Below are 16,624 nucleotides of genomic sequence, written 5' to 3' on the forward strand. Positions count from 1 at the left end.
GATACAGATTATAAATGTGATTGGGATGATTATAGGCAACAATTTGGGCTTGATAAAATGTCAGTTTCATTTAATCAAATGTTAGCTCATGCTGATGATAGCGTAACCAATTTACCTAAACCGACTAATCAAAAAGATTTATCAGGCATGAATCTATCACAAATGGCATCAAGTCAGCGTGCCGAACTACTCAATCAATATTATGACAATAACCTTGCAATTAATCTTACTACAGATGAAATCTATTACTATCAAGATAACGCATGGCAACCCATCAGCGATAAAATGCTAATGCGAACCCTAGCCGATTTATTTACTCAATCAGGCGAACCATTTAATCCCATAAGAATTAGCTCAGCGGTTGAATCGCTCAGATTGTCCCTACCAATAATGGGAACGTCTCAGAAAGATTTAATCTGCTTTAAAAATGGTGTATACGAGCTAAAAAAACAAACCTTTAAACCGCACAATAAGCAAGACTGGCTATTGGTCAGTAATGATATTGATTACTACCCTGCCAAAGAAAAGGAATCTTTCGATACTCACACGCCAAATTTTGCTAAATGGCTAAAAAGAGCATCAGGCAATCAAGATAAAGCTAAAAATATCTTAGCTGCGCTATATATGATATTAGCCAACCGTCATGACTGGCAATTATTCCTAGAGATTACAGGCGGAGGCGGTAGCGGTAAAAGTGTTTTTGCTGAAATAGCAACGATGTTAGCAGGTAAAAACAATACCGTAATAGGCACCATGGACGCATTAGAAAAAGCAAGGGACAGGGCTTTAATTGTAGGCTACTCATTAGTCATCTTACCCGACCAACCGCGTTATATGGGCAGTGGCGCAGGGTTAAAAGCGATTACTGGTGGTGATGAAGTCGCAATAGACCCAAAACATAAGCAACCTTACTCATGTAAAATCCCTGCGGTAGTCTTGGTTATCAATAACGAGGCAATGAGATTTAACGAACGAAATGGTGGCATATCACGACGTAGAGTTATCTTCCACTTTGGCGAGGTGATACCAGAAAAAGAAAGAGACTTAGACTTGGTCAGCAAAATAGAGCAAGAGCTACCCTCAATTGTGAGGTTGCTATTAAATGAGTTTACCAGCCCAACAGAAGCTAAAGATAGACTACACCAGCAACAACAATCAGACGAAGCGACGGCGATTAAACGCGAATCCGATCATTTAGTGGATTTTTGTAGTTATCTTGATGCGCTTGATTACCCCAATGGTATGTTTATTGGCAATATGGGAATAATGCCCTTTAACCCCCGAAAATATTTATACCATGCTTATATTGAATACATTCGCAATACAGGTTTAAACAATCCGCTATCACTAACGCAATTTGGCACATCACTTAATTATGCAATGAAAGAAAACGGTAAAGACTACATGCGTAAAAGAGCAAATAAAGGGATGAGAACCAACGTAGAGCTTAATATTAACACTAGTCAAGATTGGCTACCTAAAGCCGAAGATCCTAACTAGTAGCTCAAATTGAGTCACTAAAATAAGACCGCCCTAATTGGCGGTTTTTTATTGAGTGAATACCTAAAGTGTACACTTGTGAATAGTAAATCATTAAGTGTTCACCGCTCAAACCCTTTTAGAATAAGGCTTCAAGCAAGTAGTGAACACCGTGAACACTTTTTTATAAAATTTTATTTTTATGGGGGGGAGGTATAAAAAATCTAAAACATAATTAACGGATACCGCTCACCTAGATAAATTTTTACACCGTCAAAATTCTAAAACCAATTTTTTTTAACCTTTCAATTCGGCAAGATTAAAATACCTAATATTGGGGTCACTTTTTGTTTTAGGTATACGTTTAGGTATACGATTCGATTTTTAAAAGTTAATCTTTCAGTATTTCCAGTGTGTTTATCTATATGATTCTGTTTCCCTTGGCCCACCAATTTAATAAATGGTAACATTCTTTAAAGCATACCAAACCTAGCAATTTTAGAACTAAAATTTGTTGGTGATAAAATTATTTAAAGATTGCAACAAATGGAATTAGACTCTTTCGAAAAACGACGTAACACCACATTAGATGAAATATTAAACAAAGGCGCTTTGTTAACTGGATCATCATGTTGAAAAAATAGCCACCAAGCAAAAACTGCCATCCAAAATATTTTAGCTTTGGTTAATCAAATATGATTAATCTACCGCATTAATTAATTGAGATAAAAGCCTAATTCTTTAGTGTAAAAACAAGATACTTTTTCCTTTTCAATTAAAACAATTATTGCATTAGGCCTATGTATCTTTTGCCTTAATTTTTCTAGATGGTGCTGTTCTAGTTGTGGAATTGCACTTTTTATTCTATTCCATTTTGATACACTAATTGTAAGATGGCTTTGTTCCCAAGCATATTCACTACTACTACAGTAAGGAACGATTTTATCATCTTGCTGATAAGCTAAATAAAGATCAATATTATCTCTTGATAAACGGGTAGATACTTCAATTTCATGATCCCATTCAGCATTGAATTGCGCTCGGCTATAACAATTTTTAAAATTTAATATCATACTTTTAGCTTGTGAACTTTGCCCAAGTTGTTGTCCTAATTCTTTATAAAAAACCGCTTGTAAACCTTCAGGAGGCTCAAGATCGCTATGATAAACTGATTCAATGAGTAATCTGGCATCTTCGGGCATTTTTATGGCGCCTTTTTGACGTAAGATTCGTTGCGTGAACCATAAATAAGCATGATTAGCGTAAACATACTTAGTATTGCCAAATTCTGGGTAATCTAGCCATTCTTCGGTTGGATTGTCATTCCAAGTTGGCGCAAATATCGTTAATATTGGTTTATCTCGATCATCGCAAGGTTGATTTTGGTTTGTGGATAGTTTGATATTTCCTTGTTTATCTCGTACATGTCGTTGTAAACGACCTGCACGTTGTATCAATAAATCAATTGGGGCAATATCACTAATCATTTCGTCAAAATCGAGATCTAATGATTGCTCAATGACTTGAGTTGCAATGATGATCTTTCCTGAGCGAATTGCATGATTTGAGGTTTTTCCTGCCCATGTTAACGTTTTTTGTTCGATATCCAAGCGATCACAATATGCAAAGCGACTATGAAATAGCAAAATTTGCTTACTATCAAGATTCAAATTTTGTTGTAGTTGTTGATATAAACTAATTGCGTCAGCCACACTGTTTTTTATCCAGCAAATAATTTTCCCTTGCTGGATGGCAATCTTAATTTTTTCTATACCAGAATCAATACTATCAATCCAGTTAATATCAACTTGCCGCTTTACTTCATCTCTTGTCTCTATTGCTTGTTCGACTAAGCCTTGTTGATTGAGTTTTGTCAATAAAGGAAAAGGTAAATCTGAATTTAGCGTTAAAGGCGATTGATTTGAATTTAATCCTTTATAAAAAGCATTAAGTAATTTTTCACGTAGAAAAAAGGGTAAAGTTGCGGTAAGTATAATCGCACTCCCTCCTTGTGAAAAATGATACTGTAACAGTGATTCTAATAATTTCGCCATATAACTATCATAAGCATGAACTTCATCTAAAATCAGTAACTTATGTCGTAGTCCTAATAGCCGCAACGATTGATGTTTAAACGGCATAACTGCCATTAAAGCTTGATCTAGCGTTCCAACTCCAACTTCAGCAAGCAATGATTTTTTTCGTGTGTCAACAAACCACTCATTACACTCGCTACTCGCGGAATTTTCATTTGTGAGGTATTTGGGTTGACTAAGATTATCCAAATTAATGACTGTTTGGGTAAAATTGGGATTCATATAACTTGCACCATGAGCTAGAACAAGCGATGGATGGCTGTTAGATCGATATAATTGCCCATATACCTGTGCCGTGCGTTGATAGATTGCATTTGCGGTAGCTTGAGTTGGTAAGCCAATATAAATCCCTTGTGCTTTCCCTGCTGCCATTAATCGATGCGCCAAAATCATTGAAGCTTCTGTTTTTCCCGCTCCAGTAACATCTTCCATAATAAATAACTCTGGGCCATTATCTGATAGTTGGCAAGATAATGCTTGCTGTTGCAAGGGGGTTGGTTTTTCAATAAATGGAAATAAATTTTCAATACCATTAAAGGGCATAATAGGGGATTGTTGAGGTAAAGTCGCTACGGCTTTTTCAGCCCTAACTAGAGCGTAGTTTAACCAATATTCTGACAACTCCATCACATTTGAAGAAAAAGGAAAAAATTGTTGGTTGGAACCTAACCAATCACTAATAACGGTTATTGCCGCTAATAGCCAACTTAGTTTGTTAAGATTTTTACGGAATGTTTTGTCAAAAAAGCGGGTGTGGTAACTGGCTAAATTATTATCTACGATAAACAGTTGATTAATTGCTTTAATATAATCTAATGAAGCTTGTTTATCTTGTGCGTTAAATGATAAGTTGCCATCGGGCTTTAATATTGGCGGTTTACCATGATGGGCTGTCATGATTAATAACCAGATATTATATACCTGTTCAATATTATAATTGTATGATTCTAGCTGTATTTCTGATTTTTCAATTAAATAGTTCTGCCATAACCAGTGACCAAGCGAATCATGTCGGGTAGTGTAACTTTTTGCTGGATCGGCGGCGACGAGCTTGGGATTATTATGCTTGAATAATTGCTGGAACCCATTAGCAAATTTACCAATATCATGCCAAGCTAAAAAATAGGCAAACCAAAGGGCTGCGTTTTCCATCTCATCTGATGAGAAGCCAAGTTGCTCAAATAATTCAGCAGAATAAAAATAATTCTTTTTAACAATATGGTATCCACAAGCAGCGACATCTAAATTGTGATAAGCCAGTAGGTGATAATCATCGCTATCATCGCTATTGTCCCTTTGTCGACATTTTCCCCAATATTGATAAAACGATTCAGTCATTGATTTTATCCCTTCATTACGTTTGGCAATAGATATGTTTAATAACGTTTGTCTTTTTTTATGATGTTTATTCTTTAATAATTGATTTAATATAACTTGTTTTATGTAAAAATAAAGGTATCTTTTTACCTAACATTATCATTTTATATCAACTTTATTAATTAGGTTTTGCTCATTTAGTTGAAGTTTGGCAAAATAGACAGCCTGAGTTGAGGGCAGTGTTATCACCTTAAATGATTTAGATATGTTAAAATAAAAAAGTAGCGTAAACACGCTATTGTTAAATAAATTACTAATGGAATTGGGATGATTATTCGAATTAAACAACCTATAAAAACATTATTCATCTTGAGTTGCCTAACTAGTCTAGTTATTTGTTCTGCGCCTGCTTTTGCCGATGAAGAACAACGAGAGCCTCAAACTGAGCTAAACAAGGATGTTAATGTCCCAGTTCAATTATCTGGGGATAAACCAATTGATATTGTTGGTCCTAGCCAAATAACTGAAAAAATTTATCATAAAACGATTTTTTCACTTTCAGGTCAACCTAAATATTCAGCTAATTTTCAACATCTTGATTATGTCAATCCAAATGCACCCAAAGGTGGTGCGATTAAGCTAGCTGAAGTTGGCTCTTTTGATAATTTTAATCGTTTTGCTAGCCGAGGAGCTCCTGAGCGGAGTTCGGGATCGTTATATGACACACTTTTTACCAATACTGCCGATGATATTACCAGTTTTTATCCACTTATTGCTACTTCAATAACTTATTCTGATAGTTATCGCTGGGCTGAAGTTTCAATTAACCCAAATGCTCGTTTTCAAGATGATCAGCCAATTACTGCACAGGATGTTGCGTTTACTTTTCACAAATTTATGACCGAAGGTGTGCCTCAATATCGTGTTTATAATAAAGGCATTACCGTTAAAGTGATAGATAATTATCGTTTGCGTGTTGATATCCCTAATTCTGATCGTGAAAAATTATTTTCATTTGTCGGTGGTATGCGAGTTATGCCAAAACATTTTTGGCAGAATCATGATCTTGCTGAACCTTTAAATACCCCACCAATTGGTAGTGGTCCTTACTATATTAGCGAATATAAATTAGGGCAATATGTTGTTTATCGACGTAATCCCAATTATTGGGCACGTAATTTGCCGATTAATAAAGGGTTAGATAATTTTGACGAAAAACGAATTGACTATTATATGGATGATAATATCTCGTTAGAGGCCTTTAAAGCAGGTGAATATGATTTACGAGCTGAAGATCAACCTAAAAACTGGTTTACTCAATATCAAGGAAAATATTTTGATGCTAACCACATTGTTAAACAAGAAAAAACCGTTCAAACGGCAACTGATACTAAGTGGTTAGCGTTTAATTTGCAAAAAGATCTGTTTCACGATGTTAAAGTGCGTGAAGCAATCACACTGGCATTTGATTTTGAATGGTTAAATCATGCATTTTATTATGACAGTTACAAAAGGCCTTATAGTTTTTTTGAAAACACAATCTATGCAGCAATCGGCAAGCCTAGCGAACAAGAGCTAAAATGGTTAAATGCTTATAAAGATATTATTCCAAAGCGTGCTTTTGGTAATGCTTATTATGTACCTAAAAGTGATGGATTGGGTTTTAATCGTGATAATTTATTAATAGCTGCTGAATTACTAAAACAAGCTGGATGGGTAATTAAAAAAGGTAAACTGATTAACACTAAAACACAGCAACCTTTTGAATTTGAACTGATTAGTTATCTTGGTAGTGATATTAAGTATGCAATTCCCTTCCAACAAAATTTAGCGCGCTTAGGGATCACCATGAAAATTACCTTATTAGATTCAGCACAACAATTACGCCGTGTTCGTGAGCGTGATTATGATATGGTTGCTCGTGATTATTATGCCGTCAATTACCCAAACTCTAATTTGCAGATACTTTGGGGGAGCGAGTATCTTAATTCATCGTGGAACGCATCGGGTTTGCATAACAAGGCGATTGATGGCATTATTGCTGAAATTACCAAAAATGTAGATAATCAAGAAGCATTAATCCCTCTAGGGCGAGCTCTTGACCGAATTCTAACGCAAGAGTACCCCATGATTCCAATGTGGTATAACAGTAAAACGTATTATGCATACTGGAACAAATTTGGGCAACCAGCCATACAACCGACTTATGCAATAGGCGTTGATAGCTGGTGGTATGATGCTAACAAAGCAGCTAGCCTGCCTAAAAATCGGAAACATTAATATGCTCAATTATCTTATTCGTCGACTTCTATTGATTATCCCAACATTATTTGTGATTTTAACTATCAATTTTTTTATTGTGCAAGTAGCCCCTGGTGGGCCTGTCGATCAGGCGCTTGCTATGATTGAAAATGGATCGCAAGCAGGACAAGGATTATTACCTGGAAGCATTAGTTCATCGACATCAATTGAGCAGTATAAGAATGAGTCTAGCTATCGAGGATCAAGAGGGCTCGATCCACAAGTTGTCGCAATGATTGAAAAACAGTATGGTTTTGATAAACCAATATTTGAACGTTATGTTGACACGATCAAAAAGTATATTTCATTCGATTTTGGCAATAGTTTTTTTAAAAGTGAATCGGTATTAGGGTTAATTGTTAAAAGCTTACCTGTTTCGATTTCGTTGGGGCTGTGGAGCACACTAATTGTTTACCTAATTTCAATCCCTTTAGGCATTCGTAAAGCGGTGAAAGAGGGTTCTATATTTGACTTTTGGACAAGCACACTAATTATTATTGGTTATGCTATACCTCCTTTCTTATTAGCTGTATTGCTAATTGTGGTGTTTGCGGGCGGTAGTTATTGGGATATTTTCCCTCTACGAGGGCTTATTTCAAATCATTTTGAACAACTTGATTTTTGGGGCAAAGTGAAAGACTACGCATGGCATATTTGCTTGCCCACCATTGCAATGGTCATTGGTGGTTTTGCTTCGCTCACCATGCTGACTAAAAACTCATTTTTAGATGAAATTCGTAAACAATATGTCATTACTGCACGAGCTAAAGGTTTAAGTGAACGAAAAATTATATATAAACATGTTTTTCGTAATGCAACGTTACTGATTGTATCAGGCTTTCCTGCTGCTTTTGTTGGTATTTTATTTACTGGGTCGTTACTCATTGAAATTATCTTTTCGCTCAATGGGCTTGGTTTATTGGGTTATGAAGCTATTATTCAACGTGACTATCCAGTCATTTTTGGTTCTTTGTATATTTTTACGTTAATAGGGCTCATCACTCAACTCTTATCGGATTTATCTTATATGATGATTGATCCACGCATTGACTTTGAGGCACACAAATAATGACCAAAAATTATTCTATTAATCAGCAACGTTGGCAACGGTTTAAACATAATCGTCGTGGTTATTATTCACTCTGGTTATTTTCAATTTTATTTGTGGTTAGTTTATTTGCTGATTTTATTACTAACGATAGACCTATTTTTATTAAATATCAGGATAATTACTATTCACCGATTTTTCATTTTTATCCAGAAACACAGTTTGGTGGTCAATTAGAAACACAAGCCAATTATCTTGATCCTGTTGTACAAAAGAAAATAGAAGCTAATGGTTGGATTTTATGGGCACCATTTCGCTACAGTTATAGTACATTAATTTATGATACGGCAAATACCTTTCCAACGCCGCCCTCATCATCACATTGGTTAGGCACTACTGATGCGGGTTTTGATGTGTTTGCCAATATCTTATATGGTTTTCGTCTCTCAATGTTTTTTGCCATTTTTTTGACAGTATTTACTTCTGTCATTGGTGTTATTATTGGTGCGATTCAAGGTTATTATGGTGGTATCGTTGATCTGATAGGTCAGCGATTTATTGAAATTTGGTGTGGTTTACCTGGATTATTTGTGATTATTCTATTAGCTAGTATTTTACCGCTTAATTTTTGGTGGTTGCTTGGTATTACCGTTTTATTTGGTTGGATGGGGTTAGCGGGAATTGTACGTACTGAATTTTTACGTACCCGCAATTTTGATTATATTCGTGCAGCTAAAGCTATGGGGGTTAGTGACATTAAAATTATGTTCCGTCACATATTACCTAATGCGATGGTGGCAACATTAACCTTTTTACCATTTATTCTTTGTGGATCAATTACCACCTTAACGTCGCTAGATTTTTTGGGTTTTGGTTTGCCTATTGATTCGCCGTCTCTTGGTCGTTTATTGCTACAAGGTAAAAATAATTTGCAAGCACCTTGGCTTGGTATTAGTTCATTTTTAATCATTGCAACTTTGCTTTCGCTGCTTATTTTTATTGGTGAGGCAGTCAGGGATGCATTTGATCCAAACAAAGGAGTGTATCGATGAGTTCTCCTTTATTATCCGTTCAGGATTTAAGTATCGCTTTTAAACGTAACATTCAAGCTGAATCCCAAGTAGTAAGCAATGTTAGTTTTGATATCCATGAACAAGAAACATTAGCCTTAGTTGGTGAATCTGGTTCGGGAAAAAGTGTAACAGCGTTGTCTATTTTACGTTTACTGTGTAAAGATCAAGTGACTTATCCCACAGGGGATATTTTGTTTGAAGAAAAATCGTTATTACATGCGACAGACAAAACACTGCAAAGTGTGCGTGGTAATCAAATTAGCATGATCTTCCAAGAACCGATGGTGTCACTTAATCCACTACACACGGTTGAAAAACAGCTTTATGAAGTGCTGTCATTACATCGAGGCATGCGCCGAAATGTCGCACGTAATGAAATTTTGCAATATCTTGATCGGGTGGGCATTAAAGATCCAAAAAGTAAATTATCCTCTTACCCTCATCAACTGTCGGGCGGAGAACGGCAACGAGTTATGATTGCCATGGCCATTTTAACTCATCCCAAATTGTTAATTGCCGATGAGCCAACTACGGCCCTAGATGTATCGGTACAAGCACAAATTATTCGCTTGCTTAAAGAGCTAAAAAATGAATTAAATATGAGTCTATTATTTATTTCACACAATCTTGGCATTGTCAAAAAACTGGCGGATAAAGTTGCTGTTATGCAGCAAGGGAAAATCGTTGAGTATAATAATAGGCAACGCATTTTTTTACGTCCTGAACATGAATATACTCGTACCTTATTAAATTCAGCACCGAGTGGCGATCCTGCGCCATTGCCTAATACGCCAGGAATACTGCTTAATGTTAACCATTTGGATGTTGAGGTAATCGCTAGAAAGGGATTTTTTCAAAAAACTAAAAAGAAAATTGTCAATAATGTTGGTTTTGCTGTACATCAAGGCGAGACGGTCGGTATTGTGGGTGAATCGGGCTCCGGTAAAAGCACAACGGCACTAGCTATTTTGCGGTTGATTAAATCACAAGGTAATATTGTATTTGATAGCCATCCGATACAAAATCTAACTGGCAAAAAATTATTGCCATTCCGAAGTCGTATCCAAGTGGTATTCCAAGATCCGTTTTCGTCACTTAATCCTCGTTTTAATATTGAACAGATTATTAGTGAAGGATTAATGACGCACAAAAAACAAAGTAAGAAACAACGTGAGCAGGCCGTTATTGATATTATGCAAGAAGTGGGTCTAGATCCCGATATGCGTTATCGCTATCCAACAGAGTTTTCTGGTGGGCAGCGCCAACGAATAGCTATTGCTAGAGCTTTAATTTTAAAGCCAGAATTGTTAATTTTAGATGAGCCAACTTCATCTTTAGATCATACAATTCAAAAACAAATTATTAATTTACTGAAATCATTGCAAGAAAAACATCAGCTCAGTTACCTGTTTATTAGCCATGACTTAGCGCTGGTTTACTCAATGTGTCATCAAGTTGTTGTTATGAAAGAGGGTAGAATTATAGAGCAAGGCTCACGAGAAAAGATTTTCTATTCTCCTGAAGAAGAATACACCAAAGAGTTACTTTCTTTTTTAGATAAACCACCTCGTAGAGCGAGTAACACTTTGATAGATGAAAACAAAGAAGAAAAATTTACTCATCAAGATGACAGCCAATCAAATAAAAAACAAGGTAAAAAAGTGAATTGGGATGATGCATTATTAATGGGCAAAAGGTAAAAGCATACAATAAATTATTCAGCAGGAACACGATGCAAAAACAAATACGATTTTTTTTATTAACACTCTGTTTATCACTCACATCAATAAACGCCACGGCGTTAACTTGTAGTGATAATCCTACTCAAAATACAGTGAATGCCAATAACTATATTTTTCAGATCCTTGATTATATTGATTCCCCTGTACAAGGCATTAAACACGAGGTGAGAACATTAACCACTAAATTAACTACTGAAACTAACAGTACGAACGCTAAACATGCATTAAAATATGATACTAACGGAGAAATAATAAAAAGCCATTATGATCTTTATTTAGATAAAAACGTTCGAATCTATTCTGAACACCTACAAAAAAATAAATCGGGTTGGGAAAATATTATTGAAGATGTTGAAGATAAAACCAATAGCATTATCCAATTTAATACTGATGAACAAGGTAAAATTATTGTATCACAACAGACTAAAAAAGCGGTTGATTTCATTTTTTTTGAAACCGATAACTATGTTTACGATAGTAATAATTGCCTTATCAATAAAAATGTCCAATGGCAACTCAAAGAAGTTGATGAGAATGGCAAATATACAGGGAAAGAGCAAAAAGGAGCTTCAACCTACACATTTGAATACCAAACACACCAATTAGCGAAAGTGCGCTATCAATTTAGTAATAATATGCAAAACGAGAGTGATTTTTTGTATCAGTATGATAACAACCTTCATCGTTTAACAACTATAGAAACATCTTATCTATCTGCTGGTAAAGAATTAGCACATTATGTCACTCAATTTTTAACATTTAATGAAAAAAACGATTGGCTTACAGCCAAAAAATCTAAAAATAACAAACAAACTAATATTATTCGCGAAATTACTTATTATTAGTTTCCAAAAATAAAAAAAGCGTTAATTGATTAATAACGCTTTTTATTTTGTCGCAATTTTCAAATGCTTGCTATATCCGAATAAATAAGACATAAATGGCATGAACTGTCCATGCCAATGCTAAACTAAAAGTAAGTAGTTTTTCGCGTTTTGGGTGAATATTATACTTATGCAAAATGGTTAAAATTTGTTGTAATCCACACCAGATAGGTAGTGAAATCATCAAAAATAAAAAGATCTTGCCAAATTCCGTATTGGCTATTTTAAGAATATAAGAACGTGTTGCTGCATCACCAAAAGGGATGATAAATATCATAATTATTAGCACAATGGGAGAAAAAACAGCCGCCCATGTACCCCCTAGCGCAAATAGCCCTTTTACAACTTTTCCATTGGTGCTTCTAGCTTGGATTTCTTGATTTTTCATTGATTAAATACCACTTATCTTAAGATAAATAACAGCAAATAGGCTGACACAAAAATTGTTGCTATCCACAACCCTATAATAATTAAATAAGCTTGTGATTTTTTAGCAGTACGATATAAAAATAGCGTTTTAGGAATGGAATTAAACCAACAGATTGAATGAAAAATAGCAACCAACAATGCAATGCTATTGAGCACAATAATAAAAGGACTACGTAAAAAAAAGATAAAACGATAAAACTCGTCTTGCCCCATGGCATTGGTGTACATACAAATAACACCAAACATTAAAACTAAACTGACCCAAATCATTGAAAAGGGAACTAATTTATTAAGGATTGACAGAATTGAAGACTGTTCTTTAGGTGAATCAAGCCTCTCAGATAAATTGTTGCTGTTATCTAGATCATTATTTTTTTTAATCATAACATTTCTCAATGTGTGTAACATTATTATGTAATTGATGTTTCGAGTGGTTAGTATTTTATGCAATATTATAAACACTAAGCCATTGAAGCAGTCAAATTAAAGTCATGCATGATATCGGTTTTTCATGTAATAGCCTAGGCAGAAAGTGCGTTGGTTTAATCGATATATTATTTTCATGGTCAATTTCCAACCAAGTTCAAACAAGTAAGTTTTTTAAAAAAGAAGCTAAGATCACATTTTTTTAGGTTAATTTTCGTTAGACTAATAACTCCCGCTTAACTCACTGGCGATAAAATAAAAATCCCCACGAATGTGGGGAACGGATCGCAATTATTGCTAACTGTTGGTTTATCCCTATTAATATAAGGAACGATTATTCAGATAGCTAATTGTAACATATAACTAAAGGTGTTTTATATTTATAATATGCCATACTTGAATGTGTATTGTTGCTCACTGTCTTTGTAAAAATTATTGTTGTTGTAGAATTTGTGTGTTAATTTAATAGTAACTACATATTATTACTTAACTGTAGAAAACAACTTCATTAAATTTTGGATTTAAAACAAAAAAGATAAGCGGTATAATGTATTGCTTATTATCAATAAAAGGAGTGAGTTTTGTTCTGTTTATCTCTTTTAGACGAAGAATGGATCCCCGTGAGACATTTTAATGGTCAAATAAGTAAAATTAAGCCTAGCCAAATTGCTGACGAAACCCTCTCCGATTTGGCCTATTTTAGACCTGACTTCCAAGGTGCTGCATACCAATTTCTTATCGGTTTGCTACAAACCACTTTTTCTCCTGAAGATAATGATGAATGGTTAGAATATTGGCATGAAGGTATTACTCAATCACAATTAGATGAAGCATTTAAACCTGCTAAACAGGCCATGCAATTTGGTGAACATAAACCGGCATTTATGCAAGATTTTACGCCATTAGATGGTAATAAAGTACCAATATCGGGCTTATTGGTTGAAGCACCGGGTGAAAACGCATTAAAGAAGAATACTGACCATTTTATTAAACGTGATTTTGTCAAAGCGATCTGCCCGCATTGCGCTGTTATGGCACTGTTTACTTTACAAACTAATGCCCCGTCGGGAGGACAAGGGCATCGCGTTAGTTTGCGTGGTGGTGGGCCGATTACCACTTTAATGATGCCCGCACTCGATACATCGACGCCATTATGGAAAAAGTTATGGCTAAATGTGATGCCTCTCGATAATGATGAAAAACCTCAACATTATGATGAAACCGTCTTCCCGTGGTTAAACAAAACAGTAACTAGCGAACCGCCCAAAAATTTAAGTGTATTCCCTGAGCAAGCTAATTGCTGCCAAGCATATTGGGGGATGCCTCGCCGCATTGAGCTTGATTTTGAAAATACCACGCAAGGCGATTGTGACCTTTGTGGTGAAAAATCGTCCGAGCTTATTAGTCAGTATCAAACAAAAAATTACGGTGTTCAATATAAAAATTGGCGACATCCGTTATCGCCTTATCGGACCGACAGTAAAACGGGGGAACCGATTGCGATTAAAGGCCAACCGAGAGGATTAATTTATCGTGATTGGTTAGGTATGGTGAGTACCAATGACGAAACTCAGTCAGCCCGATTAGTTGCAGTTCATTATTCGCGTGGATTGAGAGCTTCAGAAAAATATCATCTTTGGTGTTTTGGCTATGATTTTGACAATATGAAGGCTCGTTGTTGGTATGAACATACTTTCCCTGTTTATGCAATATTTGATGATTTGGATAGCGATATTAAAGAACTAATAACACTTGCGCTAGATTTCAGCAAAGATACCTTGCCAATACTCCGTAAAGCGATGAGTAGTATTAACAAGCAATCAAGCACAGTGGATATCGCTTATTGGAAGGAAACTGAAACACCTTTTTATCAATATATTAAACAATTGATTAAAGAGAAAGACAACCCAAATGGTCGCTTTCCTTTGTTATTCGATTGGACCAATACCTTATTGAAATATATCACACAAGTTTATGATAAAGCTGCTTTTGCTGACCCAGATCAACTCATGATTAGTTCTGAAAAAATCACCGCAAGAGAAAACTTAATTAAAGCTTTTAATAAACTGAGAAATATCAAAAAGATTAAAAATAACAAATCGTCTTGATTGCATGTGGGGGAGAACAACATGTCAGGCACTATCCAAAAAAAGCTGATGATCTTAAATGATAACCATAAAAAGATTATCGATGAGTGGTTTTCTATGTTGCAGCTAAGGCAATGTACATTTAATGGTATTAGCTACAATGGACGTAAATTGCGTGCTGAATTACGTCGGAATGCACTATCTGAATTTATAATCTTACAAGAAGGCTATATGATTTTAGCCAAGGCACTTATTCATAACGATAGCAAATTGCCGCAAACGGATGTTCAGTATCAAGCACTACAGATATTTGTCAATGCTGCTGCTTTTGCTCAAGCTAATAATGACAAAGCCCCATTTGCCGCACAATTAAGTGAAAAAGTAAAAGGTGGTGAACATAACTTTTTATCTCCGTTACGATTTGAACAGCTTTGCGAAAGTCAAACGCCTGAAGAATTTTGTCGTCGCTTGATTCGTGCGGTAAAAATACGTGGCGAAAAAGGTGTTAACCTTATTTCACTTGCCGACGGCATCTTTTTATGGATGCAAGAGTGGTATGAGCGAGAGTATAAGCATAATTCATCAGCCAAAACTAATCCGTTTGAACGCCTTTCTGTTCGTTGGGCAATGGACTATTCTTCAACAAAAAATAATTCTAAGGAATAATCATCATGACTACATTTATTCAATTACACTTATTAACTGCTTATGCGCCTTCAAATTTAAACCGTGATGATTTAGGGCGACCAAAAACAGCCAAAATGGGCAACACCGATCGTTTACGTATTTCATCACAAAGTTTAAAGCGAGCTTGGCGAACCTCGGACTTTTTTTATCAATCACTAAGCGATCATATTGGTGTTCGTTCACGTCGTTTTGCGCGAGATTGGGTATATACGCCAATGATTGAGAGTGGTATTTCTGAAAAAATAGCCAAAGACAGTACCATCAAAATAGCAAGCCAGTTTGGTAAAGTAAAAAATGAAAAATCACCTAAAGATCCATTAACTAATTTAGAGATTGAACAATTGGTGCATATTAGCAGTAATGAGCAACAAGCAATCAAGCAATTAGTGGAATTATTGATTAATGAAAAACGTGAGCCTAGCGATGATGAAGTAAAATTACTGCGTAAAGAGAATAGTAGTGTTGATGTAGCATTATTTGGACGAATGTTAGCAGAGAGCCCAGCATTTAATATTGAAGCCGCGTGCCAAGTTTCTCATGCATTAGGTGTAAGTACGGTTACGATAGAAGATGATTTCTTTACTGCTGTTGATGATTTAAATAATAACGATGTTGATGCTGGTTCTGCTCATCTGGGTGAGCGAGGATTTGCTTCAGCACTATTTTACACCTATGTTTGTATCAGCCGTGATTTACTACTAGAAAATTTAAATGGTGATGAGGCATTAGTAGAAAAAACCTTAAAAGCTTTAACCGAATCGGCAACAAAAGTGGCTCCAACTGGTATGCAAAATAGTTTTGCCTCAAGAGCATATACCTCTTATCTATTAATAGAAAAAGGCTCCCAACAACCGCGCTCTTTAGCTGTGGCCTATTTTAACCCAATTCGTGGCCAAGATATGGTGAATGATGCGATTACCCGTTTAGAAGAGCAACGTGATAAATTTGATAAAGTTTATGGGCAATGTGCCGATAGCCGCTATATTCTCAACAGTGAAACAGGAGAAGGAACACTGAGTGCTGCATTAGATTTTGTTGCGCAAAAATAGGAGAGC

Annotated in this window: 12 protein-coding genes; 9 read left to right on the forward strand and 3 right to left on the reverse strand. The window is 35.5% G+C overall.

The genetic code is table 11. The features are described 5' to 3' along the window. A partial coding sequence (locus A9G47_RS09240; RefSeq protein WP_218057459.1) for a primase-like DNA-binding domain-containing protein occupies positions 1 to 1,500 on the forward strand: 1,500 nt, incomplete at its 5' end. A 695-nt stretch (positions 1,501 to 2,195) separates the two neighbouring features. On the opposite strand, the gene A9G47_RS09245 is transcribed toward A9G47_RS09240, so the two are convergent. Continuing rightward, a complete protein-coding gene (locus A9G47_RS09245) occupies positions 2,196 to 4,913 on the reverse strand; it encodes a CRISPR-associated helicase/endonuclease Cas3 (protein ID WP_065642744.1) in 2,718 nt (905 codons plus the stop codon). Positions 4,914 to 5,219: 306 nt separating this feature from the next. On the opposite strand from A9G47_RS09245, the gene A9G47_RS09250 reads away from it, so the two are divergent. From A9G47_RS09250 to A9G47_RS09270, 5 genes are read left to right on the forward strand one after another with little or no spacing between them, the layout of a single operon-like run. Then, positions 5,220 to 7,172: an extracellular solute-binding protein gene (locus A9G47_RS09250; protein WP_081303616.1), complete on the forward strand. Its 1,953-nt coding sequence runs from the start codon at positions 5,220 to 5,222 to the stop codon at positions 7,170 to 7,172. A gap of 1 nt (position 7,173) precedes the next feature. Continuing rightward, positions 7,174 to 8,262 (forward strand): microcin C ABC transporter permease YejB, encoded by a 1,089-nt coding sequence (locus A9G47_RS09255; RefSeq protein WP_065566899.1) that lies wholly within the window; start codon positions 7,174 to 7,176, stop codon positions 8,260 to 8,262. Then, on the forward strand, positions 8,262 to 9,293 hold the full coding sequence (locus A9G47_RS09260) for an ABC transporter permease (RefSeq protein WP_065566898.1): 1,032 nt from the start codon (positions 8,262 to 8,264) through the stop codon (positions 9,291 to 9,293). The genes A9G47_RS09255 and A9G47_RS09260 overlap by 1 nt, the downstream gene beginning before the upstream one ends. Continuing rightward, positions 9,290 to 11,014 carry a microcin C ABC transporter ATP-binding protein YejF gene (yejF, locus tag A9G47_RS09265; protein ID WP_065642745.1) on the forward strand — a complete coding sequence of 575 codons (1,725 nt, stop codon included), beginning with the start codon at positions 9,290 to 9,292 and terminating at the stop codon, positions 11,012 to 11,014. The genes A9G47_RS09260 and yejF overlap by 4 nt, the downstream gene beginning before the upstream one ends. Positions 11,015 to 11,046: 32 nt before the next feature. Beyond that, a complete protein-coding gene (locus tag A9G47_RS09270; RefSeq protein WP_065642746.1) occupies positions 11,047 to 11,901 on the forward strand; it encodes a hypothetical protein in 855 nt (284 codons plus the stop codon). Positions 11,902 to 11,971: 70 nt separating this feature from the next. On the opposite strand, the gene frdD is transcribed toward A9G47_RS09270, so the two are convergent. Continuing rightward, on the reverse strand, positions 11,972 to 12,328 hold the full coding sequence (gene frdD, locus A9G47_RS09275; protein WP_065566895.1) for a fumarate reductase subunit FrdD: 357 nt from the start codon (positions 12,326 to 12,328) through the stop codon (positions 11,972 to 11,974). 14 nt (positions 12,329 to 12,342) lie between these two features. Continuing rightward, on the reverse strand, positions 12,343 to 12,753 hold the full coding sequence (locus A9G47_RS09280; protein ID WP_065642747.1) for a hypothetical protein: 411 nt from the start codon (positions 12,751 to 12,753) through the stop codon (positions 12,343 to 12,345). Between the two features lie 623 nt (positions 12,754 to 13,376). On the opposite strand from A9G47_RS09280, the gene casA reads away from it, so the two are divergent. The 3 genes from casA to cas7e are packed head-to-tail and all read left to right on the forward strand — an operon-like array spanning position 13,377 to position 16,618. Beyond that, on the forward strand, positions 13,377 to 14,903 hold the full coding sequence (gene casA / locus A9G47_RS09285) for a type I-E CRISPR-associated protein Cse1/CasA (RefSeq protein WP_065642748.1): 1,527 nt from the start codon (positions 13,377 to 13,379) through the stop codon (positions 14,901 to 14,903). 21 nt (positions 14,904 to 14,924) lie between these two features. After that, on the forward strand, positions 14,925 to 15,548 hold the full coding sequence (gene casB / locus A9G47_RS09290; protein ID WP_065566892.1) for a type I-E CRISPR-associated protein Cse2/CasB: 624 nt from the start codon (positions 14,925 to 14,927) through the stop codon (positions 15,546 to 15,548). Between the two features lie 5 nt (positions 15,549 to 15,553). After that, positions 15,554 to 16,618, forward strand: a complete 1,065-nt coding sequence (gene cas7e / locus A9G47_RS09295) for a type I-E CRISPR-associated protein Cas7/Cse4/CasC (protein WP_065642749.1) — start codon at positions 15,554 to 15,556, stop codon at positions 16,616 to 16,618. Positions 16,619 to 16,624: the final 6 nt, after the last annotated feature.

The organism is Gilliamella sp. WF3-4 (assembly GCF_001690275.1).
GTDB lineage: Bacteria > Pseudomonadota > Gammaproteobacteria > Enterobacterales > Orbaceae > Gilliamella > Gilliamella apicola_C.

Coding starts and splice junctions, on each gene's coding strand:
- A9G47_RS09255 (WP_065566899.1), top strand. CDS start 7,174: ATGCTCAATTATCTTATTCGTCGACTTCTATTGATTATCCCAACATTA.
- A9G47_RS09260 (WP_065566898.1), top strand. CDS start 8,262: ATGACCAAAAATTATTCTATTAATCAGCAACGTTGGCAACGGTTTAAA.
- frdD (WP_065566895.1), bottom strand. CDS start 12,328: ATGAAAAATCAAGAAATCCAAGCTAGAAGCACCAATGGAAAAGTTGTA.
- A9G47_RS09245 (WP_065642744.1), bottom strand. CDS start 4,913: ATGACTGAATCGTTTTATCAATATTGGGGAAAATGTCGACAAAGGGAC.
- cas7e (WP_065642749.1), top strand. CDS start 15,554: ATGACTACATTTATTCAATTACACTTATTAACTGCTTATGCGCCTTCA.
- A9G47_RS09250 (WP_081303616.1), top strand. CDS start 5,220: ATGATTATTCGAATTAAACAACCTATAAAAACATTATTCATCTTGAGT.
- A9G47_RS09270 (WP_065642746.1), top strand. CDS start 11,047: ATGCAAAAACAAATACGATTTTTTTTATTAACACTCTGTTTATCACTC.
- yejF (WP_065642745.1), top strand. CDS start 9,290: ATGAGTTCTCCTTTATTATCCGTTCAGGATTTAAGTATCGCTTTTAAA.
- A9G47_RS09280 (WP_065642747.1), bottom strand. CDS start 12,753: ATGATTAAAAAAAATAATGATCTAGATAACAGCAACAATTTATCTGAG.
- casB (WP_065566892.1), top strand. CDS start 14,925: ATGTCAGGCACTATCCAAAAAAAGCTGATGATCTTAAATGATAACCAT.